The following is a 21,188-nucleotide window of genomic DNA, read 5'->3' on the forward strand; positions in this document are numbered from 1 at the left end:
AGGCTCCCGATCCCGGTAGAACGGGTGGCGACGCCCCCGTCCGGAAGGATCGAGATGACCGACTCCGCCCTGCTGGCCTCCCTCCTCGAACGCGTACAGCTCCTCGAGGACAAGGCCGCGATCCACGAGGTCCTCACGGCCTACGGCCCGGCCGTCGACGCCGGTGACGCCGAGGCGGTGGGGGAACTGTGGGCCGAGGACGCCGTCTACGACATCGACATCCGCCTGATGGAGGGGCGCGACGCCATCATGAAGATGGTGCGCACCCGGCCGCACCAGGACTACATCGAGGAGGGCTGCGGTCATCTGCTCGATCCGGTGCACATCCGGGTCGACGGTGACACCGCCGTTGCGACCTGCCACTCCCTGCTGCTGCGCCGCAACGCCGATTCGGATTCGTTCCGGGTGTGGCGGGTGAGCGCCAATCGTTTCGAACTCGCCCGGATCGACGGCAGCTGGAAGATCGTGCGCCGCACGTCGCGGTTGCTCGACGGCAGTACCGCCGCCCGCGACCTCCTTGCGAGCGCACGGCGCTGAACCCACGACTCGAAGGTGGGCGCTGGCGGCTCACCCGCGGCCGGCTGCCGGGGCGCTCAGACGCGCAGGGTGTCGCGTACGTGCCCGGTCTCGTTGATCGACGCGACGCGTCGCGCACCGCTGCGTGAGACGAGGATGCGCGTCACCGACGCGTACTCGATGGGGAACATCAGCGGCCGGGGCAGCTCGAGCAGGTGCTGCAGCACGATGTTCACGACCCCGCCGTGGACGAACAGCGCCACGGTCTCGGCGTGGTCGCATGTGTCCACCACGTGGTCGATCCCTCGCAGCACCCGTGTGCGGAAGGCGTCCCCGTCGACGAAAGCGGGCAGGTGACCTGCCAGGATGCGCTTGTAGGCAGCCGGTGCGACGTCCTTCGCGGCGTCGATCGTGAAGTAGTGGTCGTGGCCGTAGTCGTACTCGGCGATGTCCTCCATCTTCTCCACGTCGAGCCCGCGTCGTTCCGCGACCGGCTCGGCCGTCTGCAGGGCCCGCAACTGCGGACTCGAGAACAGGCGGGTGATGTTGTACGGGGACAGCGCGTCCGGCAACCGCGACGCCTGGAGACGACCGGCCTCCGTGAGCGGCGGGTCGGCGACCCCGGTCTCGGCGCGGGCGTTGTTCGGCTCGGCGTGGCGGATCAGGAGTAGCTGCACGACCTCACGATGCCAGGTGGAGCGGTTTCACGTGAAACCGGCTCTTCGCAGTTAGCAGTGGTACTGGTGCCGGCTGGGTGCGACCCGACGTGACCGTCGAGTGCAGGCCCACCGTACCCGGCGGCGTTGGTTCTCCGGGGTACGGAATCCGAACGCGATGCGGCCGACGTGCTTGACGATGCGGTTGTAGCCTTCACTGCGCGCATTCGACAGGCCGGAGGTGATCGCCAGGATCATCGGTTCCTGCCACGCCGAGATGGTCGTCGCCAGCTTGCCGATCTCCGGGACCCGGCACGCCGCGCAGAACGTGTAGAACCGGTGCAGCGCATCTCGGATCTCGTATCGCAGACCACCACGGTCGGTGCAGCGCAACACATCGCGCAGCAGTTCCTTCGCTATCCATGCGGCGGCGATGTCCCCGTGCGGGTCGGCGGAGGTCAGCTTCTCGAACAGTGTCGATCGTTGCTCATCGGTTAGGCGCTCCGCGGCCCGCAGCAGCCGTCGTCGATTGATCCATTCGACATCGCTCTTGCGGCCGCGCCGACCCCGCTCGGCCTGGGTGACCCTGCGCCGGACGGTATCGACCATCTCGTTGGCCTTCTTGACCAGGTGGAACCGGTCCACCACCAGCTGCGCGTGCGGCAATGCCTCGCGCACCGCCTTCGCATACACCGACGACATATCGATCGCGACATGGGTGATCTGCGCCTTCCATGCCTCGTCGCGGGCGTCGAACCAGTCGATCACCACGGCGGAGGTGCGCCCGTTGACCTGCGCCAGCAACCCTTGATCGCCGGTCAGGTCGACCAGTCCGGTGTCCCACCGGTCCACCCATCTCCGTTCCCCGGTCTCGGGGCAAGTTTCCCATTTCGCCTTCCCGCGTCGGGTCTCATCGATCCCGAGGACGACCACCGGTTCGGGTTCGTCGCCAAGGGCGGCGTCGGCGACCACGACGAGGTGGCCGTGGACGGTGTGCCAGGCGCACCCGTAGTCGCCCGCGACCGCGGACACCGACCGGTCCCCGTCGAGGACCGCCTCGACCAGCAGCGCCTTCGCTCGGGGCGTGACCCGCGCCCGGGACGGCACCCCCGGCGTCGACTCGGTGAACACCTTACGGGCACAGGAGGTATTGGTGCACAACCATTTCCGTTTCCGCCACACCAACAGCGGACGGTCGGGTCCGACCTGCACATCCCGCGGTCTGGTGGTGACCCAACCCTTCGAACGCGTGGACTTCTGCCCGCACTCCGGACAGACCCCGACCCATTCGGGTGCCGTCGCGATCTGCACGATCCGGCTGCCCTCGACCGTGCGCTGCACCGATTCGACGATGACGCCGTCGAGATCGAGCAGCAATGAACTACCGTGGTGCATGCCCGCGTTCCTTGCTGTCCTGGATGCCTGAGAACACCCAGCTCACAAGGGCGCGGGCCCTTTTTCAATCACCGACACGGCAACGGGGTCGATCGACACCCGCCCCTACCAAGTGCGAAGAGCCGTGAAACCACCCGTCAGGAGCGTCGCGGCTTCGTGAACGGGAACGCCAGCGACTCGCGGATGCTCCCTCCGAGGACGAGCATCACGATCCGGTCGACGCCCATGCCGAGGCCGCCGGTGGGAGGCATCGCGTATTCGAGTGCTTCGAGGAAGTCCTCGTCGAGTTCCATCGCCTCCTCGTCACCGCCCGCGGCGAGCAGCGACTGCTCGGTGAGGCGGGCACGCTGGTCGAGGGGATCGGTGAGTTCGCTGTAGGCGGTCCCCAACTCGACACCCCAGGCCACCAGGTCCCACTTCGCCGCGACACCCGGCTTGCGGGGGTGCGGCCGGGTCAGCGGCGACACCGAGGTCGGGAAGTCGGTGTAGAAAGTGGGGAACTCTGTCTTCGATTCGACGAGGTGCTCGTACATCTCCTGCGCGGTGGCGCCGGCGTCCCAGGCCGGGTTGTAGGGGATCTCGTGTTCGTCGCACAGGCGTCGCAGGACGTCGACGGGGGTCTGCGCGTCGACGAACGTCCCGAGCGCCTCGGAGATCGCGTCGTGGAAGGTCTTGACGGGCCACTCGCCGGAGATGTCGATCTCGACCGGGGTGCCGTCGGGTCCGGGCCGCAGGATGATCTCGCGTCCGTGTGCCGCGCGGGCCGCTGCCTGGATCAACTCGCGTGCGACGACCCGCATCTTCTCGTAGTCGCTGTGCGCCTCGTACGCCTCGAGGATCGTGAACTCCGGGTTGTGCTTGAAATCCGCACCCTCGTTGCGGAACACCCGGCCGATCTCGAAGACCTTCGCCATGCCCGCGACGCACAACCGTTTCAGGTACAGCTCGGGAGCGATCCGCAGGTACAGATCGGCGTCGTAGGCGTTGATGTGTGTGATGAACGGTGCGGCGTTCGCGCCGCCGTGCACCGACTGCAGGATCGGGGTCTCCACCTCGAGATAGCCGCGGGCCTGCAGTTCGTCGCGCAGCGACCGCACCACCGCGCTGCGCGCCGCGAGGTGGTCGCGTGCCCCGCGGTCGATCGCGAGATGCAGATAGCGTTGCCGCACGCGGGCTTCCGGGTCGACGAGGCCGTGGTACTTGTCGGGCAGCGGGTGCAGGCACTTGCCGTCGATGCGCCACGAGTCGGCGAGCACCGAGATCTCGCCGGTGCGGCTGCGTCCCACCTCGCCCGACACCTCGACGAGGTCACCGAGGTCGAACAGGAAGCGTTGTCCGGCAACCCGTTGCCGGTCGACGAGGATCTGGATGTCGCCCGACCAGTCGCGCAGCACCGCGAACAGTACACCGCCGAAGTTGCGGATTCGCAGCAGACGTCCCGCCACGGTCACCGGGATGCCGGACTTCGCGGCCCGGGCCTCGGCGGCCGTGTGGGTCGGGGGATGCGCGACCGGATAGGGATCGACACCGTGCTCGACGATCCGCTGCAGGGTGTTCATCCGCACCTGGACCTGCTCGGGGCGGCGACGTCCGTGCGAGACGGCCGGCGTGCCGTCGGCGAGTTCGACGCCGGGTGCGCTGCCGTCGTCGTGCAGTTCCGCCGCGACCACCTGGTCCTCGGGGAACGCCGAGTGTGTTCCCGTGTGCTGCTGGGTGTTCCGGCGACCGAAGGTCGGGAGGGTGAGGAAACCCTCGGCGATCGCCGACGCGAGCGCGACGCGCGGGATGAGCCGGTTGTCGCGGAAACACAGGAAGCGGGGCACCCACTCGGGGTGGTACTTGACGTTGGACCGGTACAGCGCCTCGAGCTGCCACCACCGTGAGAAGAACAGCAGGATCGACCGCCACAACCGCAGGATCGGGCCGGCACCGATCCGCGCGCCCTCCTCGAAGACCGATCGGAAGACCGCGAAGTTCAACGAGATCCGTTCGACGTCGAATTCGGCGCCGCGTGAGGCGAGCTCGGAGACCATGAGTTCGACGACTCCGTTGGGGGCCTGCGGGTCGCGGCGCATGAGGTCGAGCGACACCCCGTCCGATCCCCACGGCACGAGCGAGAGCATCGCGACGACCTTGCCGTCCGCGACCGCTTCGACGAGCAGGCAGTTGCCGTCGAGCGGATCGCCGAGCCGGCCGAGGGCCATCGAGAAACCGCGCTCGTTCTCGGTGTCGCGCCAGGCCTCGGCGCGCTGGATCGCCGCCGACAGCTCGATGGGCGACAGTTCGCGGTGACGCATGATCCGTGCGGTCACACCGTGTTTGCGGGCACGGTTGACGGCCTGCCGCACCGGTCGCATGTCCCGTCCGGCGAGACTGAAGTCGCGGGTGAGCAGGACGGCCTCGTCGCCGAGCTGCAGCGCGTTCAGGCCCGCCCGGTGATAGGCCGTCGCGCCGTCCTCGCTCGCCCCCATCACCGCGGGTGCCCAGCCGTAGGCGCGGGCGAGATCGAGCCATTCGTCGATGGCGTGCGGCCACGCCTCGGGGTTGCCGACCGGATCACCGCTCGCGAGGCACACCCCGAGTTCGACGCGATAGGTCACCGCGGCCTTGCCGCTGGGTGCGAATACCACGGCCTTGTCGCGGCGCGTCGCGAAGTAGCCGAGCGAATCGTCGCTGTGGGCGAGCAGGCCGCGGATGGCCGATTCGTCACTGCCGGTGAGCGCGTTGCTCGCTCGTTGCGAGCGGAACAGCACCACGACGGCCGCGAGCACGGCGAGAGCGCCGAGCAGACCGAGGACCGTGTTGACCAGCCCGTTCGGGCGACCACCGAACTGGTCGTTGTCGATGAAGGTCAGCGCGGTGACACGGTTGAGCGCCCACAGGAACCGGTCGGGAGCGGGCAGGGTGCCGGGGAACAGCTCCACAAGACCCCAGCCGATCAGCGTAGCGACGGCCAGGCCACCCACGAGCACACCGAGTGCGGCCCAGACGTTTCCGCGCCGCACGCGCGTGTAGAACTCGGGATAGGACAGCAGCAGGAGGGCGACGATCAGCAGGTGGACGACCAACGCGACGAGGTGGTTCGGGTCGCGCTCGACGATGCTCATCACGAGATTGGTGATGGTGAATCCGCCGAGGTAGATCGTCAGGATCCACCACGCGATGCGTTTGCGGCCGGCGACGGCACCGGCGAGCAGGCCGAGGACGAGAGCGAACGACAGGCTGGTGTCGGGAGCGTCGAAGTAGTACTCGTCGAGATATTCGCGCGGGGCGTGGATCCAGTAGCGCAGGGTCGGGGAGATCGACCACAATGCGACCACGACCGCGTAGATGCCCAGGATCAGGCCGAGGACGTGCGGTACGGCGGACAGACGTCCACCGACGCGGTCGGTCAGCGACGGCCGGGAGGGCGGTGGGGCGTCCTCCACCGGACGCGGGCGCTCGACAGGAGCGGCGGAATCCGCAGACATGGAATAGAACGGTAACGGGCAAACGCGGCAGCCGTGGGACGAACGGCCGCGGGACCGGATCACATTCCCGGTCCCGCGGCCGTTCTCATCCGCTCATGCGCCTGTCACGAACGGGGTGCTCCCGCGGTCGCGACGTTCTCGGTGGCATCGGGCTCGGACGGTTCGGTCCGCGCCAGCTTGCTCGGCCACCAGACCTTCTTGCCGATGTCGATCGTCAGGGCCGGCACCACCAGCGACCGCACGAGCAGTGCGTCGAGGAGGACACCGAAGGCGACGATGAACGCGATCTGCGCCAGGAACAACAGCGGGATCACGGCGAGCGCGGAGAAGGTGGCCGCGAGGACCACACCGGCCGACGTGATGACACCACCGGTGACGGTCAGCGCCCGCAGGGTGCCCGCACGGGTACCGACCTTCTTCGTCTCCTCACGGACGCGGGTCATGAGGAAGATGTTGTAGTCGATACCCAGCGCCACGAGGAAGACGAACCCGAACAGCGGCACCACCGGGTCGGCGCCCGGGAACCCGAACAGGTGGTTGAACACCAGCGACGAGATGCCGAGGGTTGCCGCGAACGAGACGATCACGGTGAGCATCAGCAGGATCGGCGCGACGATTGCCCGCAGCAGCGCGATGAGCACCAGCAGCACCACGAGCGTCACGACCGGGATGATGACGGTGCGGTCGCGGGTCGCGGTGTCCTTCGTGTCGAGGTCGACGGCCGTGGGTCCGCCGACGAGTGCCTCGGCGTCGGGCACGGAGCCCACCGCCTCGCGGATGCGCTCGACGGTCTCCTCGGCGGCGAGGGAGTCGGCGGGATCCGACAGCGTCGCCTGCACCGCGACCAGCCCGTCGATCACGCGCGGTGCGCCGTCGGGGCCGGGGACGGGCTGGACGGTCGTCACGCCCTCCACGCCCTCGGTGGCGTCGACGACACCCTCGAGCGCGCCTTCGCGGGCGACGACGATGCTGGGCGAACCGGTGCCGGCGTCGAAGTGCTCACCGAGCACCTCCTGGCCGGACTTCGAATCGGTCTGCAGGAGGAACAGATCCGAGGACGCGACACCGCTGGCCTTGAACTGCGGTGCCAGCAGGGCGAATGCGACGAGCACGAGGCTGCACACGATCCAGATGGGACGCGGCTTCGACCCGACGAAGTCGGCCACCCGGCCCCACACCTTGTGGGACTTCTGCATGTCGTCGGCGTCGGCGTTGGCGTCGTAGACCGGGCGGGTGGGCCAGAACGCGACGCGGCCGAGCAGCACGAGCGCTGCGGGCAGGAAGGTGAGCGACGCGAGGAACGACGTCGCGATGCCGATGGCGGCCACCGGGCCGAGACCGCGGTTGGAGTTCAGGTCCGACAGCAGCAGGCACAGCACACCGAGGATGACGGTGCCGGCGGACGCCGCGATCGGCTCGATCGAGCCGCGGAGCGCGCTGCGCATCGCGGCGTACTTGTCCTGCTGCAGTCGCAGTTCCTCGCGGTACCGGGAGACCAGCAGCAGTGCGTAGTCGGTGGCGGCACCGAACACCAGGATGAACATGATGCCCTGGCTCTGGCCGTTGAGCGCGATCGCTCCGGCGTCGGCGAGGACGTAGACCAGCAGGCTCGCGAGGGCGAGTGCGAACAGTGCCGAGATGATGACGACGAACGGCAGGATCGGGCTGCGGTAGACCACCACGAGGATGACGAGGACGACACCGCCCGCGACGAGCAGGAGTAGTCCGTCGATGCCGCCGAACGCCGACGACAGGTCGGCGGCCTGCCCGGCGGGGCCGGTGACGTAGACGGTCAGGCCGTCCGGTGCGCCTTCGAGGGCCGTCCGGAGTTCCTCGACGGCCTCCTGGACCTCCCCGGAGGCGTCGAGCGGCACGATCATCTGCGCCGCTGCGCCGTCCTCGGACGGGATCGGCGGCGGTCCGGCCGATTCGGTGGCCAGGAAGGCGAGGTCCTCGCCGGTGATCCCGCCGTCGCGTTCGGCGACGACGATCGCGGGGATGAACTCGCTCTCGTTGAACTGCGCGTACAGCTCGTCCGCGCGGGTGGATTCGGCCGATGCCGGGAGGAAGGTGCTCGCGTCGTTGGAGGCGACCTCGCTGAGCTTGCCTGCGAACGGGCCGCCGCCACCGGCGGCCACGAGCCACGCGATGAGCAACAGGGCGGGCAGGAGCCACCGCCATCGGCTGGTTCTGCGTGGGGGCTCGGTAGCAGTGCTCAAGATTCCTCCTGGCGTGAGCGAATGTGTCGGAACTAGATTATTCAGCGTGCTGAACGATGGGGGTGGAGACGACCTCGACGAGTGGCCGACCGGACGTCTTCTGTCCACCGCGGCCCGGCTCGTCGAGCAGGCCTGGGAGCAGTCCTTGCGACGACGAGGGCTCACCCACGCGGGGGTGATCGCACTGCACGCGGTGGCCCACGCGCCACTGTCGCAACGGGAGATGGCGCGCGCGTGCCGGGTGACCGACCAGACCATGAGCCGGACCGTCGACCATCTCGTCCGCGGCGGTTTCGTCACGCGCGCGGTCGACCCGGAGGACGAGCGGAGGATGCGGGTGGAGATCACGCCGTCGGGCGTGGACGCCTACCGGCGCGTGATCGAACTCGAACGCGACGACGCGCCCGGCGGTGATTCTCCGGTCGCGGTGTCGGACCCGGCTACCCTGCGCCGGCTCCTGCTCGAAATCGTTCGTTCGCACAGCACTCCTCGTGACAGCCCCGGGAGTACCCACGATCGGGAGAGTCCACCCGTCCACGGGATGTGAGCTGCCACCATCTCCGGAAAACGAGAAGATCCGTCCGGAGCGCTCGCGGTAGGGTGCCGCATGGTCTCCGCCCCCCGGACCCACGCCGACGTCGTCTCCGCACTGCGAGCAGCCGGGTGCGTGTTCGCCGAGGAGGAGGCGCAGCTGCTCGTCGAGGCCGCTCCCACACCCTCGGATCTGGAGCGACTCATCGCGCGGCGGGTCGGCGGCGAACCGCTCGAACACGTACTGGGACAGGTCTTCTTCCACGGCAGGCGCATCGCGGTGCGAGAGGGGGTGTTCGTCCCCCGTCGCCGCACCGAGTACCTGGTGGACTGCGCGATCGAACTCGCGCAGCCCGGCGCCGTGATCGTCGACATGTGTTGCGGGTGCGGTGCCGTCGGTGCCGCGCTCGCCACCGCCATCGAAGCCTGCGAGGTCTACGCGGGCGACATCGATCCCGTCGCCACCGCGTGTGCCCGCCTGAACCTGCCGCCCCACCGGGTGTTCGACGGTGACCTGTTCGACGCCCTGCCGGGCACGCTGCGCGGCCGCGTCGACGTGCTCGTCGCCAACGCGCCCTACGTGCCGTCGGGGTCGATCGGGTCGATGCCGCGGGAGGCGCGCTGCAGCGAGCCGCGACACGCACTGGACGGCGGACCCGACGGACTGGACGTCCATCGCCGGCTCGTCGCCGGCGCGGGCCGGTGGCTCACCGACGGTGGGTCGCTGCTCGTCGAGTCGGCCGCGTCGCAGGCACCCGTCGTGCGCGACCTCATGACCCGGGCCGGACTCGACGCCGATACGCGGGGTTCCGAGGAGGCCGACGCGACGGTCGTCATCGGCACCCGCCGATGACGTGCTCGCTGCCGCGAACATGTCAGTCGAGCGGTAGCTGAGCGAAGATCGCGGTCGGCTGGGTCGATCCGCCCGTCGGTTCGACGCTGAAGGCGAGCGCGGTGGCACCCGAGATGTCCTCGAGCACCGCGGTCGTCGACGGCGCGACGTCGTCGGGCGTCATAGTGCCCGCAGGTTCCATGCCCTCGGGACCGACCAGCCACATCTGGTAGACGCTGCCCTCGGCCGGCGGGGCGACGTTGTTCATCACCAGCACGCCCGCGTCCTCCTCCTTGGAGAACACCACGGTCGCGGTGCCGCCACCGTCGAGCTCGCCCGACGAGGTCCGTACGTCCTCGGCGGCGAAGACCCGCTCGCTCGTGCCCGGCTCGGACGTGGTCTGCCACTGACCGGCCACCACGACGCCGCCGATCGCGACGATCACGGCCGCTGCCGCGGCGAGCAGGAAGTTCCGCCGTCGGGCCTGGCGGCGCTCGTCGAGGGAGACGGGCGGGGGAAGGTGATCGTCCTCCGCCCGAGGTGCCTCGGTCGCCTCCGGCTCACCGGGTCGTTCCGTGTGCGTCTTCTCGGCGGGCGCCTTCGCGGTGAGTTCGGCGTGGACCAGATCGAGCAGTCGCACCCGGAGTTCGGGTGGCGGCTCGGTCGCGGTACCGGCCGACATCGCTGCGAGGGTCTCGTGGACCTCGCGGACCTCGGCGTCGAACCGTTCGGCCACCTCCGGGTCTGCTTCCGCGAGTCGCTCGGCGAGCTCCCGACGCTCGTCGGGCGTGACGGCATCCAATGCGAAGACGGGTGCCATGTCGAGCAGATCGCGCGAGAAATCGTTCGCCTCGTCAGCCATCCACAGTCACCCCCAGACAATTCTTCAGTCGTTTCAGACCGTCCCGGATGCGCGACTTGACCGTCGGCAACGGGGACGAAAGTTCTTCTGCCACTTCGGTATACGTAAAGCCTCTGTAGTAGGCGAGCTCGACCGAGCGTCGCTGCAGTTCGGTGAGCGAACCCAGACATTCGTTCACCCGGCGGCGATCGTCGCGCTGCGCGACCTCCTCGCTCACCGAGTCGAAGGCCGCGTCGACGTTCGTCGAACCGTACTGCGACTCGCGGTCGGCTCCGGACTGTTCGCTGCGGACCCGGTCGACGGCGCGCCGATGGGCGAGCGTGATGATCCACGACAGAGCGGAACCCTGACGCGGGTCGTACTTGTCGGCCGACCTCCACACCTGGAGGTAGACCTCCTGGGTGGTCTCCTCGCTGTAGCCGGGATCCCGCAGGACCCGCAGTACCATGCCGAAGACTCGGGAACGCGTCGCGTCGTACAGTTCGGCGAACGCCGTGGGGTCTTGCCGGGCCACCCGCCCGAGCAGTTCGCCGAGGGTATCGGTATGGCCTCCGACGCCGGTCATCGGCTCAGTCCGCTCATCGGAGGAAAGCCTAGCCGGGACGTTCCCTCCACTCAAGGCAACCGTGTCGACCACGAGCGTCACCCCATCCATATCCGAGCACGGAGAACCGTCGCGAGATCGACCGGCAGTCGTTCGCCGCTGACGGTCGCGGTGAACACCGGGACGCCGGGCCGCCGCAGCGCGACCGAGACCGCGAACATGTCTCCGGCCCGGGTGATGATGTCGATCTCGTCCGAGCGCAGCGTGTAGCAGTGCCGTCCGTTCCGGCGCGAATGGATCTCCGCGACCACGCAGGTCAGGGACCCGCTCGGATCGTGGCACCAGAACAGGTTCAGCGGATCCGATCCGAGACCGAGACGCCGGATGTTCAGCAGCGCCGTGATCCGCCCGCCCGGAACCCGCACCCCGTCGGCCACGAGCTGGTCCTCGACCCGGCCGCGGAAGGTGTCGGAATCGCTCGCGACGAAATGGTCCCACGGCTCGAACCGCATCAGCGTGCGCAGCCACCAGGACGAGGGCGTCGTCTCGTCGACGTCCATGACCCAGCTGAAGCCGCGGTACTCGAGCGAGGGGCGCTCGGCCGAGCCCTGCGCGTGGCGGACGAAGGTCCGGTAGATCGCCGGCGTGACCGCCTCCAGGCCACCCTGGAACTCGACGTCGTCGCCGATCATCGCGACTGCGCGGGGAAGGTCAGGATGCATGGTCGTCTCCGGGGCACGTGGTCGGTTTCCCCGACAGTGTGCACGTGAGGAAATCGGCCGTGGTGTCGGCCCACCACCGAGGGTCGGTGAGGAGGAAATGTCCGGCTCCGGGCAGGGGCCGCCACCGCGCGTACACACCCCGGTCTCCCGCCGCCATCGCCTGGCTCTGGGCCATCCGAGGGTCGGTCCGGGTGTCCTCCGTGCCGTGCGCGACCAGCAGGTGCCGGCCCGCAGGGATCAGGTCGGCGTCGTCGGTCGGCCACCACGGCGCCAGGGCGACGAGGGACTCCACGCCGTGCTGGGCCGCGAGATGTGCGATCGCCCGCGCGCCCATCGCGTGCCCGACCAGCCCGAGCCGGACATCCCCACGGCGCCGCGTCACCGACTCGATCGCCCGCAGACCGTCGCGGACCGGGCTCATGTGATCGCCGTTCCATCCGCGATACCGGTAGTCGACGAGATCGACCGCGATGTCGTACTTGCTCAGCCGTAGGCGCAGTGCGTCGGCGAACAGACGCATGCGCATCTGCGACATATGCCACGGGCGGGGCGGTGTGGTGCCGACCGGACGCCCACCGGGCAGCACGAGTACGTGAGCCGGTCGGGGAGCCTCGACGTTGTCCATGACCTGCATTCGGAGCGGACCGCGATGCGGATGGGTTCCGGGCGGATACCGATCCGGAAAAAATTCTTTCGATCACGACCCATCCGCGCCGCCCCGAGAATCGAATGACCGGTGACACACCTGATCGACGTGGCCGTTTCCGGTCACGGCCTACGAAGGGAACCACAGTCATGAACATCACTGCGCGTAAGAGCCTGGCCGCCGTCGGAATCGGTGCGATGTCCCTGCTGGGTGTCGCGGCGTGTTCGGATGATTCGGGCACGGACACCACCGACACCACCACCATGGAGACCACCCAGGAGACCATGCAGGAAACCACCACGGCTGCAACCGGAACTGCGGCCCCTGCTGCCGGTCCGGTCGGTCCGGGGTGTGCCGACTACGTCGCCGCGAATCCGAGCGGGCCCTCCTCCGTCGAGGAACTCGCGAACCAGCCTGTCGCCGAAGCTGCCGGAAATGTTCCGATCCTGACCACTCTCACGCAGGCAGTCTCCGGGCAGCTCAACCCCGACGTCAACCTGGTCGAGACGCTCAACGGTGGCGAGTTCACCGTCTTCGCGCCGGTCGACGATGCCTTCGCGGCCCTGCCACCCGAGACGGTCCAGACACTGCAGACGGATTCGGCTCTGCTCACCGATATTCTCACCTACCACGTGGTTCCGGGTGAGCTGGCCCCGGCCGATGTCGTCGGTACGCAGACCACCGTTCAGGGCGGCACCGTCGAGGTCTCCGGTGAGGGCGACATGCTGATGGTCAACGACGCCAACGTCATCTGCGGCGGTATCGAGACCGAGAACGCCACCGTGTACCTGATCGACGGCGTTCTCCAGCCCCAGTAACCACCCGGTCGACGGAAAGGTAGAAGATATGCGTTGGTCCCGACACGGCGTTCGGGGGCTTGCGGCGGCGTTCATCGCCGCCGCAGGCGCGCTCCTGTTCGCCACGCCCGCCGCCGCAGCGCCTCTCACGCCGGTTCCCGAGCTGGACGTGAATCGGTATGTGGGGCAGTGGTATCAGCTCGCCGCCAATCCTGCTCCCTACAACATCGATTGCGTGCGCGACACGACCGCGTTCTACACATTGCTCGACGAACGCAATGTGCGCGTGGAGAACTCGTGCACCACGATCACCGGGGATCGTCGCGGGATCGTCGGAAACGCCCGCGTGAACGACACTGCCTCGCTGCACGTGTCGTTCCCCGGTGTGCCGTTCCAGGATTCGCTCGACGGCCCGAGCAACTACATCGTCACGTATCTTGCGGACGATTACTCATGGGCATTTGTCGGTGACCCGACGCGCATCTCCGGATTCGTGCTGTCGCGTTCGCCCGTCGTGAGCGACGACGCGTGGCGCGAGATCCGGAACGTCGTCGAGGCGAGCGGGTACAACTCGTGCCTGATGCTCACCTCGCCCACCACCGAGGGACTGCAGGAGATCAAACCGCTCTGCACCGTGTAACTCTCGGGGCGATCGGGGTGGTGTGCGGATCCCGAGGAAGATCCGCACACCACCCCGATTCGCTGTCTCTGGACTATCCGCTCGCGAATTCGCCATCCACTACAGCAATTCGTTGGTTGCCAGGATGGTCGTGAGACACATTCAGGGACGGACGCGGGGAAACGGAAGCATCATGATCGACGTCGAAGTCGGCCGAACACCGACAGGCATGCGTTCGTTCTCGATGGCCTACCGCTCGGAGTTCCTCCGGCAATGGGACGCGGCCATCGAACGCGGCAGCCGTGCCAAACTGCTGCGTGAAAACAACCTCGCCTACGGAACGGTCCACCGTTGGATCGCCGCCCGGGACCGCGGAGAATGGACCGCATCGATGAGGGCAGCCGCAGAGAAACCGGGTAGACGCATGGACAGTCGTGAGCGCGCGGAGCTGGCACAGCTGCGCAAGGAAAACCAGCAACTGCGTCAGAAGGTCGAGCAGGCCGAAGCTGCCCAGCAGATCCTGGGAAAAGCATTCGAGCTCTTGGAGCACGTGACCAAGAGCTCGGCGCCGGAGACACCTGCGATCCCACCGGCGCTGATGAGCGTGGCCGAGTACGAACAATGGCTCGAGGGGTACAGGCTGTCCTGACCGCCACGGTCACCACATTGCACCAGGACGCGGCGATGCCGGTGACCCGGGCCTGCACCCTGCTCGGACTGCCTCGGGCCAGTTACTACCGGCACAGTCGCGGCTACACGCATTACCGGCCGGCCGGGGACCCGCTGCCGCAGGCGAAGCGTCGGCAGCCGGCCGCGCTCAGCGAGAGCGAACGTGACACGATCTGCGATGTGCTGTGCTCCGGCGAGTACGCGGATTTGTCTGTGGCTCAGGTTTATTGGCGTGCATTCGATGCAGGGGTTCTGGCGTGCAGTGAGCGGACGTTCTATCGGGTCGCCGGCGCGGCGAGCTTGGTCGGGGACCGGCGTGGCCGCCGCGGCGGCGGGGGCGGCGGCCCTGTCCGGGCCCGGCCGGTGGTCGGGGCCGGGGCGGTCGGGGATCTGTGGTCGTGGGACATCACCGAGTTGAAGGGGCCCGGGAAGAAGGACCGGTACCTGTTGTATCTGGTGATCGATGTGTTCTCGCGGTATCCGGTCGCGTGGTGCATCGAGTTCCATGAGAGCGGCGAGCGTGCGGTGAAGTTGTTCACCGAGGCGATCGCCGAGCACGGGTGCCCGTCAGTGTTGCATGCGGACAACGGGGCGTCGATGCGGTCGACGGTGTTGCTCGATCTGCTCGAGGAGCGGGGGGTGATCGCGTCGTTTTCCCGTCCTCGGGTCAGTGACGACAATCCGTTTTCGGAGTCGTTGTTCAAGACCGTCAAGTACGACCTGACCTGCCCGCCGGTGTTCGATTCGATCGATCATGCCAGGGAGTGGACCGCGGGTTTTCTGCATCGGTATGCCACCGAGCATCGGCACAGTGGGCTCGGTCGGCATACTCCGGCGTCGGTGTTCGACGGTTCTGCTGTTGCGGTTCGGCGGTTGCGTCAGCAGATGCTCGATGAGTATGCAGCGGAGTTTCCCGAGCGGTTCCGGCGTGCGCCTCGTGCGCCGGAACTGCCCGGGTCTACAGGGATCAACATCCACCACCTGTCTCAGACAGGTTGACAACTACCGAATTGCCGCAGCGGATAGCGAAAGGTGTAGCGGATCGCTCTAGCGGCCGGCGGTACCCGCGATGTTCTCGAGCATCCCGCGGAAGATGATGCCGTGGAAGGGAACCAGCGCGTACCAGTAGAGACGGCCGGCGACTCCGCGCGGGAAGAAGATCGCCCGCTGGTGCACGCGCGACCGGCCCGACTCCAGAGGCTCGACTCGCCATTCGAGCCACGCCCCGCCGGGTGCCCGCATCTCCGCGCGCAGGCGCAGCAGCGTCGGGCGCTCGATCCGTTCGACGCGCCAGAAGTCCAGGGCGTCACCGGTGTGCAGGGTCTTCGGGTCGCGGCGACCCCGGTGGAGTCCGACACCGCCGACGAAGCGGTCGAGCCAGCCGCGGATGGTCCACGCCAACGGGAAGGAATACCAACCGTTCTCGCCACCGATGCTCTCGACGACGGCGAAAACCTTCTCCTGGGACGAATCCGACTCGAGTGACCGCTCGTCGGTGAAGACGACCTCGCCGGCCCAGTCCGGGTCGGACGGAAGCGGATCGGCGGGCGCGCCGACGGGGGACGCGTTCGTCCACGTCGTCTCGACCTCTCCCCGTTCGATACGGCCGAGGGCGAGCCGGACGGCGTCGCGGTAGCCGGTGAGGCCGGATTCCGGTGGGGGGATGACCGAGTCGATGTCGTGGTTGCGCATCACCGCGTCGGTCGACAGCGATTCGAGGAGCGCGCGACCGAGAGGCGGAGGAATCGGCGTGACCAGACCGATCCACAGACCTGCGAGCTTCGGGGTGAGGACGGGCAGGACGAGGATCCGGCGTTTCGTCAGACCGGCGACCTCCGAGTACTGCTGCATCATCTCGCCGTACCGCAACACGTCGGGCCCCCCGATGTCGTAGGTGCCGCTGCGGGGGAGGGGTGCATCGGCAGCGGCGAGCAGGTAGTGCAGGACGTCGCGCACCGCGATGGGCTGGATCCGATTGTTCACCCAGCGCGGGGTCGTCATGACGGGGAGCCGGTTGCTCAGGTGCCGGATCATCTCGAACGATGCCGAACCCGAACCGATCACGACGCCGGCCTGCAGCACGAGCGTCGGAACACCGGAATCCGTCAGGATGCGTCCGACCTGGGCGCGTGAATACAGGTGTGGTGAGAGATCACCCGACTCCGGGTGCAGCCCACCGAGGTACACGATGCGGGAGACGCCGTTGTCGCGTGCCGCGTCGGCGACGTTCTGCGCGGCCCGCTTCTCCGCGTCGACGAATTCGTCGCGGCCACCCATCGAATGCACCAGGTAGTACACGACCTCGATGTCGCGGCACGCCTCGCGCAGCGATTCGGCGTCGTCGAGGTCGCCGCGGACGATCTCGACGTCGCCGGCCCACGGCACGTCGCGCAGTTTGTCGGGGCTGCGCGCGAGCACCCGTACCCGGTAACCCGCCTCGAGCAGGCGCGGAGCGAGCCGGCCACCGATGTAGCCGGTCGCTCCGGTGACCAGGACACGCTTTCCGCTCACGGCTCCTCCAGGATGTGGCCGAGTTGGTGGCGCAGCGACGCTTCGAGATCGGGACGCCGGAACCGGTGCCCGACGTCGATCAGTGCCTTCGGGACGACGAACTGATCGGCCTGGGCGACCTCCCGCGCACCCTCGTCGCCGAGCAACAAACGGGGGCCGAAACCGGGGACGGGCAGCAATGCGGGACGGTGCAGCACCGACGCCAGGACCCGGGTGTACTCCTCGTTGCGCACCGGTTGCGGTGCAACGGCGTTCACCGGTCCGGCCAGGCCGGGGTCGGTGAGGGCGCGGTGGTAGACCTCGAGGAGGTCGTCGATGTCGATCCAGGAGAACCACTGTCGCCCGTCGCCGATCCGGCCACCGAGACCGCTCGCGAACAACGGCCGCATCAACTGCAGCGTTCCGCCGCGGGGTGTCTGGACGATGCCGGTGCGCACGTGCACGACCCGCAGGCCCTTCTTCTCCGCGGGATGTGCCGCGGCCTCCCAATCGGCGACGACATCGGCGAGAAAACCCGTTCCACGTGATGCCTTCTCGTCGAGCGGTGTGTCTCCCCGGTCGTAGCCGTAGAGACCGATCGCGGACGCGGAGACGAAGGTCGCGGGACCGTTGGGTGTCGTCGCGGCGAGTTCGGCGAGTCGGCGTGTCGGTTCGATGCGGCTGTCGCGAATCGCGGCCTTGTGGGAGTCGGTGAACCGTCCCGCGATCGACGCACCCGCGAGGTGGACGACGGCGTCGACGCCTTCGAACAGGTCGGGTGCCGGATCCTGCGGGTCCCAGCGACGTTCGTCGGGCTGTCGCGGTTCCCGGCGTACCAGGCGGACGACCTGGTAGCCACCCGTGGACAGGAATGCAGTCAGGGCGGTGCCCACGAGTCCGCTCGATCCGGTCACCGCGACCGTCGCGGGCCGGATGCCCTGCGCGTGCGACCAGCGATGGCTCGCGAGATCGTCGGCGAGCTGACGGTGCCGGTAGCGGAAGGTCTGGGTGAGGAAACGGCCCGGTACGGGCGTGTCGACGCGATCGGTGACGCGGGTACGGAATTCGTCGACGACGTCGAAGCGGTGTTCGTGGCGCCACGAGCCTATGACGGTGGCGGGGCGCGACCACAGGCCGTCGTGCGAGAGTTCGTCGACGAAACGTGCTGGTGGATCGTAATCGTCGGGTCTGTGCCGGGAGATCCAGCGAAGTCCGCCCGGGAGACCGAGGACGGCCGTGCCGGATTCGAGGGAGTCGGCCTCGGCGACGACGGTCATCGGTTGCCAGGGTGGGATCAGGCGGAGGATGGCGCCGGGACGGGAGTGCCAGTCGTACACTTCGTCACGCGGTGCGTCGACGACGCTCGAGAATTCGATGCCCATGCCCTGTCTCCCGTGTGCAGATGTTCTCCCGGTGGTCACGGCGCCGGAGCGCCCAGTGGTGACGGCGCCGGAGCGGACTCCGGCGCCGTCACCACTCAAGCAGGAAGGACGCTGATCAGGAAGGTGTATGCGTCGACGAGCGGGGTGTGGATGGCCATGAAAGCTGCTTCGACGAGAGCGCGCATTGCGGTGTCCTTTCGTTGGGTGTACGGCGAACGCGTTGTCCGTCCGGAAGTTGTTCGGAGCACCGCCACGACCGGATGGGTCGTTTCGCCGTCCATTTCATCGGGCCGAGCGAATCCGCTCGTATCTGTCCAGGGCAACGCGACGTTCGTGTGCGTGATCGACGACCGGTTCCGGATATCCGTCCGGAGGGCCGTCGGGCAGGCTGTGCACACGAGCGCCGTCGATGCTCCGCAGTTCGGGTACCCACCTGCGCACGTATTCACCCGTCGGATCGAACTTCTCGCCCTGCCGGGTCGGATTGAACACCCGGAAGTAGGGAGCGGCGTCGGTGCCGCTGCCCGCCGTCCACTGCCAATTGTGTTGATTGGACGCCAGGTCGCCGTCCACCAGATGCTTCATGAAATGCCGTGCCCCGCGCCACCACGGCAGGTGCAGGTCCTTCGTCAGGAACGACGCGACGATCATCCGCACCCGGTTGTGCATGACACCCTCGGCGAGGAGCTGCCGCATCCCGGCGTCGACGATCGGGAATCCCGTCCGGCCCTCGCACCACGCGGCGAACAGGGCGTCGGCGTCGGGCCCGGAATCGTAGGTGATGGCATCGAAGTCGCTGTTGTAGTTGGTCCGGGCGGTCTCGGGCCGCTGGAACAGGACGTCGGCGTAGAAGTCGCGCCACGCCAGTTCGCTGCGGAAGGTGACGGCCCCGTTGTCCGCCCGGTTCCTCATGTCGTGCAGCAGGGTCCGCGGATGGATGCAGCCGAACTTCAGATAGGGCGACAGGCCGCTCGTGCCGTCGAAGGCCGGCCGGTCGCGATCGGTGGCGTACCGCTCGAGACCGTCGTCGAGGAATCCGCGCCACCGTTCCAGTGCGGCCGCCTCACCGGCGGGCGGTGCGGGTTCGTCACCGACCTCGGGAATCGGCACGCGTGCGGAACAGCCGCTCGGGTCCACCCAGTCGGCGGTGTCCGGGCCGGTCGCCGCGGGGGAGTGCCATCCGTGGTCGTTCCAGGCACGGCGGAAGGCCGAGAACACCTTGTATGCAGAGCCGTCGGGTTTCGTCACGCGGCCCGGCGTGACGGCGTAAGGAGAGCCGGTGGTCACCAACGGGACGTCGCCGAGCGCCTCGGCGACCGCCCGGTCGCGTCGCGTGCCGTAGGGGCCGTGGTCGGAGCTGATGTGGACCGCGGTCGCATCGAACTCGGCGGCGACCTGCGGCACCAGTGTCACCGGGTCTCCCTCGACGACGAGCAGGCGCCCGCCGAGATCCCGGTCGAGGGCTCGCAGGCATCCCATGAGGAAGTCGCGCCGGCGGGCCCCGGACGGGCGGAGCAGTGCGTCGTCGAGGACGAACAGGGCGAGGACGTCGTCGGCGGCCTCGGTGGCCGAGAGCAGGGTGGGCAGATCGTTCAGTCGGAGATCACGACGGAACCAGATGATGCTGGGGCGGGCCATGGATCCAGTGTCGGGGACAATGGGTGCCATGTCCGACGCATTCGATGTACCGATCCGTGACGAGTCGATCCGACTCGGTCAGTTCCTCAAGCTCGCAAGCCTCATCGAGTCGGGTGCGGAGGCCAAGGAAGTGATCGCCGACGGCCTGGTGTCGGTCAACGGTGAGGTGGAGGTGCGTCGCGGCCGTCAGCTGAAGGTGGGCGATGTGGTGGAGATCGCCGGGGCGAGCGCGCGGGTCGCGCACGAATAGCGGGTCGACCCGCGCGCTCGGCCGATCAGTTCTCGGCGCGGACGACGACGCCGTCGGAGTCGCTGTAGACGATCTCGCCCGGGTTGAACGTCACGCCGCCGATCTCGACGGGCACGTTCTTCTCACCGGAGCCGGTCTGGGTGCTCTTGCGCGGGTTGGTGCCGAGGGCCTTGATGCCGATGTCGAGCGTGCGCAGGATCGCGGAGTCGCGGACCGCGCCGTTGACGATGACCCCGGCCCAGCCGTTGTCTACACCGCGACCGGCGATGATGTCGCCGACGAGCGCGGTGTGGATGCTGCCACCGCCGTCGACGACGAGCACGCCGCCGTTGCCCGGCTCGGAGAGGGTCTGCTTGACGAGCAGGTTGTCCTGGAAGCAGCGGATGGTGGTGATGGGGCCGACGAACTCGGTGCGGCCGCCGAACTGGATGAACTGCGTGTCGCAGCTGCGGATGTCCGGGCCGATCTCGTCAGCGAGGTCTGCAGTGGCTGTGAAGGCAGGGGCGTCACTCATGGTGCGAGGATAAGCGGACACGCTGCCCCGCACTGTGGGAGGTCCGGTCAGGACGCGCGACCGAAACGGCGCTCGTAGTCCTCTCGTTCGCGCGCGGCGCGGGCGCGTGCCTTCGCGCTGAGCAGTTCCGGATCGAGACCGTGCTGCTGGAGGCGGTGCCGCTGCCAGATGGGCATCAACGCCACCGAGAAGTAGACCCACGGCAGCAGCAGCAACAGCATCATCGCGATCGGGATCCACACCGGCCCGGGGATCAGCAGGAACAGCAGGAGCAGCGGGATGATCGGCAGGTTCCATCGCAGCAGGTAGCGGCGTGTTCCGCCGGGGCCGAGGACGTCGTCGCGTACCCACTCCCGCATCTCGGGCGGTAGCGCGCGACCGAACATGTAGCCGATCCGCTGCAGGAAATTCGGTCGTGCACTACTCATCATGAGAC

At 68.2% G+C, this 21,188-nt stretch carries 20 protein-coding genes and 1 pseudogene; 8 read left to right on the forward strand and 13 right to left on the reverse strand.

Going from position 1 to position 21,188, the window contains the following annotated elements:
* The first annotated feature begins 54 nt into the window (after nucleotides 1–54).
* Nucleotides 55–537, forward strand: coding sequence for a nuclear transport factor 2 family protein (locus LPH33_RS00410; RefSeq protein ID WP_229566688.1), 483 nt, complete (start codon nucleotides 55–57; stop codon nucleotides 535–537).
* Nucleotides 538–593: 56 nt separating this feature from the next.
* Here the strand turns inward: LPH33_RS00410 and LPH33_RS00415 are convergent, their stop codons facing one another.
* The 4 genes and pseudogenes from LPH33_RS00415 to LPH33_RS00430 form a co-directional block, all read right to left on the reverse strand.
* Complete coding sequence (locus LPH33_RS00415; protein ID WP_229566690.1) at nucleotides 594–1,193, reverse strand: histidine phosphatase family protein; 600 nt, start codon at nucleotides 1,191–1,193, stop codon at nucleotides 594–596.
* A 51-nt stretch (nucleotides 1,194–1,244) separates the two neighbouring features.
* Nucleotides 1,245–2,613 (reverse strand): annotated as a pseudogene (locus LPH33_RS00420) (ISL3 family transposase).
* 91 nt (nucleotides 2,614–2,704) lie between these two features.
* The gene (lysX, locus tag LPH33_RS00425) at nucleotides 2,705–6,037 is read right to left on the reverse strand and encodes a bifunctional lysylphosphatidylglycerol synthetase/lysine--tRNA ligase LysX (protein ID WP_229566692.1); all 3,333 of its coding nucleotides are present in this window, start codon (nucleotides 6,035–6,037) and stop codon (nucleotides 2,705–2,707) included.
* Nucleotides 6,038–6,141: 104 nt separating this feature from the next.
* Nucleotides 6,142–8,256 (reverse strand): MMPL family transporter, encoded by a 2,115-nt coding sequence (locus tag LPH33_RS00430; protein ID WP_229566694.1) that lies wholly within the window; start codon nucleotides 8,254–8,256, stop codon nucleotides 6,142–6,144.
* 46 nt (nucleotides 8,257–8,302) lie between these two features.
* Between LPH33_RS00430 and LPH33_RS00435 the strand changes: the two genes are divergently transcribed.
* Together LPH33_RS00435 and LPH33_RS00440 are read left to right on the forward strand one after the other, a co-directional pair.
* Nucleotides 8,303–8,803: a MarR family winged helix-turn-helix transcriptional regulator gene (locus tag LPH33_RS00435; RefSeq protein ID WP_229566696.1), complete on the forward strand. Its 501-nt coding sequence runs from the start codon at nucleotides 8,303–8,305 to the stop codon at nucleotides 8,801–8,803.
* A gap of 60 nt (nucleotides 8,804–8,863) precedes the next feature.
* Nucleotides 8,864–9,640 (forward strand): putative protein N(5)-glutamine methyltransferase, encoded by a 777-nt coding sequence (locus LPH33_RS00440; RefSeq protein WP_229566698.1) that lies wholly within the window; start codon nucleotides 8,864–8,866, stop codon nucleotides 9,638–9,640.
* A gap of 22 nt (nucleotides 9,641–9,662) precedes the next feature.
* Here the strand turns inward: LPH33_RS00440 and LPH33_RS00445 are convergent, their stop codons facing one another.
* The 4 genes from LPH33_RS00445 to LPH33_RS00460 form a co-directional block, all read right to left on the reverse strand.
* Entirely contained in the window at nucleotides 9,663–10,481 is an 819-nt protein-coding gene (locus LPH33_RS00445) for an anti-sigma factor (protein ID WP_229566700.1), read from the reverse strand.
* The gene (locus LPH33_RS00450) at nucleotides 10,474–11,046 is read right to left on the reverse strand and encodes a sigma-70 family RNA polymerase sigma factor (RefSeq protein WP_024102602.1); all 573 of its coding nucleotides are present in this window, start codon (nucleotides 11,044–11,046) and stop codon (nucleotides 10,474–10,476) included. The genes LPH33_RS00445 and LPH33_RS00450 overlap by 8 nt, the downstream gene beginning before the upstream one ends.
* A gap of 77 nt (nucleotides 11,047–11,123) precedes the next feature.
* A complete protein-coding gene (locus tag LPH33_RS00455; RefSeq protein WP_229566702.1) occupies nucleotides 11,124–11,747 on the reverse strand; it encodes a DUF1365 family protein in 624 nt (207 codons plus the stop codon).
* The gene (locus LPH33_RS00460) at nucleotides 11,737–12,372 is read right to left on the reverse strand and encodes an alpha/beta hydrolase family protein (RefSeq protein WP_229566704.1); all 636 of its coding nucleotides are present in this window, start codon (nucleotides 12,370–12,372) and stop codon (nucleotides 11,737–11,739) included. Before LPH33_RS00460 ends, LPH33_RS00455 begins: the two co-directional genes overlap by 11 nt.
* 170 nt (nucleotides 12,373–12,542) lie before the next feature.
* On the opposite strand from LPH33_RS00460, the gene LPH33_RS00465 reads away from it, so the two are divergent.
* The 4 genes from LPH33_RS00465 to LPH33_RS00480 all read left to right on the forward strand — a co-directional run bounded on the left by LPH33_RS00465 (nucleotide 12,543) and on the right by LPH33_RS00480 (nucleotide 15,477).
* Nucleotides 12,543–13,211: a fasciclin domain-containing protein gene (locus LPH33_RS00465; protein ID WP_229566706.1), complete on the forward strand. Its 669-nt coding sequence runs from the start codon at nucleotides 12,543–12,545 to the stop codon at nucleotides 13,209–13,211.
* Nucleotides 13,212–13,239: 28 nt separating this feature from the next.
* Nucleotides 13,240–13,830 (forward strand): lipocalin family protein, encoded by a 591-nt coding sequence (locus LPH33_RS00470; RefSeq protein WP_229566708.1) that lies wholly within the window; start codon nucleotides 13,240–13,242, stop codon nucleotides 13,828–13,830.
* 172 nt (nucleotides 13,831–14,002) lie between these two features.
* Nucleotides 14,003–14,458 carry a hypothetical protein gene (locus LPH33_RS00475; RefSeq protein WP_071936290.1) on the forward strand — a complete coding sequence of 152 codons (456 nt, stop codon included), beginning with the start codon at nucleotides 14,003–14,005 and terminating at the stop codon, nucleotides 14,456–14,458.
* A complete protein-coding gene (locus LPH33_RS00480; protein WP_071936289.1) occupies nucleotides 14,431–15,477 on the forward strand; it encodes a DDE-type integrase/transposase/recombinase in 1,047 nt (348 codons plus the stop codon). The genes LPH33_RS00475 and LPH33_RS00480 overlap by 28 nt, the downstream gene beginning before the upstream one ends.
* Nucleotides 15,478–15,525: 48 nt before the next feature.
* On the opposite strand, the gene LPH33_RS00485 is transcribed toward LPH33_RS00480, so the two are convergent.
* The 3 genes from LPH33_RS00485 to LPH33_RS00495 form a co-directional block, all read right to left on the reverse strand.
* A complete protein-coding gene (locus LPH33_RS00485; RefSeq protein WP_229566710.1) occupies nucleotides 15,526–16,989 on the reverse strand; it encodes an SDR family oxidoreductase in 1,464 nt (487 codons plus the stop codon).
* Nucleotides 16,986–18,350 carry a TIGR01777 family oxidoreductase gene (locus tag LPH33_RS00490; RefSeq protein ID WP_060652353.1) on the reverse strand — a complete coding sequence of 455 codons (1,365 nt, stop codon included), beginning with the start codon at nucleotides 18,348–18,350 and terminating at the stop codon, nucleotides 16,986–16,988. Before LPH33_RS00490 ends, LPH33_RS00485 begins: the two co-directional genes overlap by 4 nt.
* Before the next feature lie 282 nt (nucleotides 18,351–18,632).
* Nucleotides 18,633–19,988: a cryptochrome/photolyase family protein gene (locus LPH33_RS00495; protein WP_229566711.1), complete on the reverse strand. Its 1,356-nt coding sequence runs from the start codon at nucleotides 19,986–19,988 to the stop codon at nucleotides 18,633–18,635.
* A 28-nt stretch (nucleotides 19,989–20,016) separates the two neighbouring features.
* On the opposite strand from LPH33_RS00495, the gene LPH33_RS00500 reads away from it, so the two are divergent.
* Nucleotides 20,017–20,238, forward strand: a complete 222-nt coding sequence (locus tag LPH33_RS00500; RefSeq protein ID WP_006553353.1) for an RNA-binding S4 domain-containing protein — start codon at nucleotides 20,017–20,019, stop codon at nucleotides 20,236–20,238.
* Nucleotides 20,239–20,263: 25 nt separating this feature from the next.
* Here the strand turns inward: LPH33_RS00500 and rraA are convergent, their stop codons facing one another.
* The gene (gene rraA, locus LPH33_RS00505; protein ID WP_016695034.1) at nucleotides 20,264–20,752 is read right to left on the reverse strand and encodes a ribonuclease E activity regulator RraA; all 489 of its coding nucleotides are present in this window, start codon (nucleotides 20,750–20,752) and stop codon (nucleotides 20,264–20,266) included.
* A gap of 47 nt (nucleotides 20,753–20,799) precedes the next feature.
* Complete coding sequence (locus LPH33_RS00510; protein ID WP_006553356.1) at nucleotides 20,800–21,183, reverse strand: DUF5313 family protein; 384 nt, start codon at nucleotides 21,181–21,183, stop codon at nucleotides 20,800–20,802.
* Nucleotides 21,184–21,188: the final 5 nt, after the last annotated feature.

Source organism: Rhodococcus sp. RDE2 (assembly GCF_020885655.1).
In the GTDB taxonomy this organism is placed as follows: Bacteria; Actinomycetota; Actinomycetes; order Mycobacteriales; family Mycobacteriaceae; genus Rhodococcus; species Rhodococcus pyridinivorans.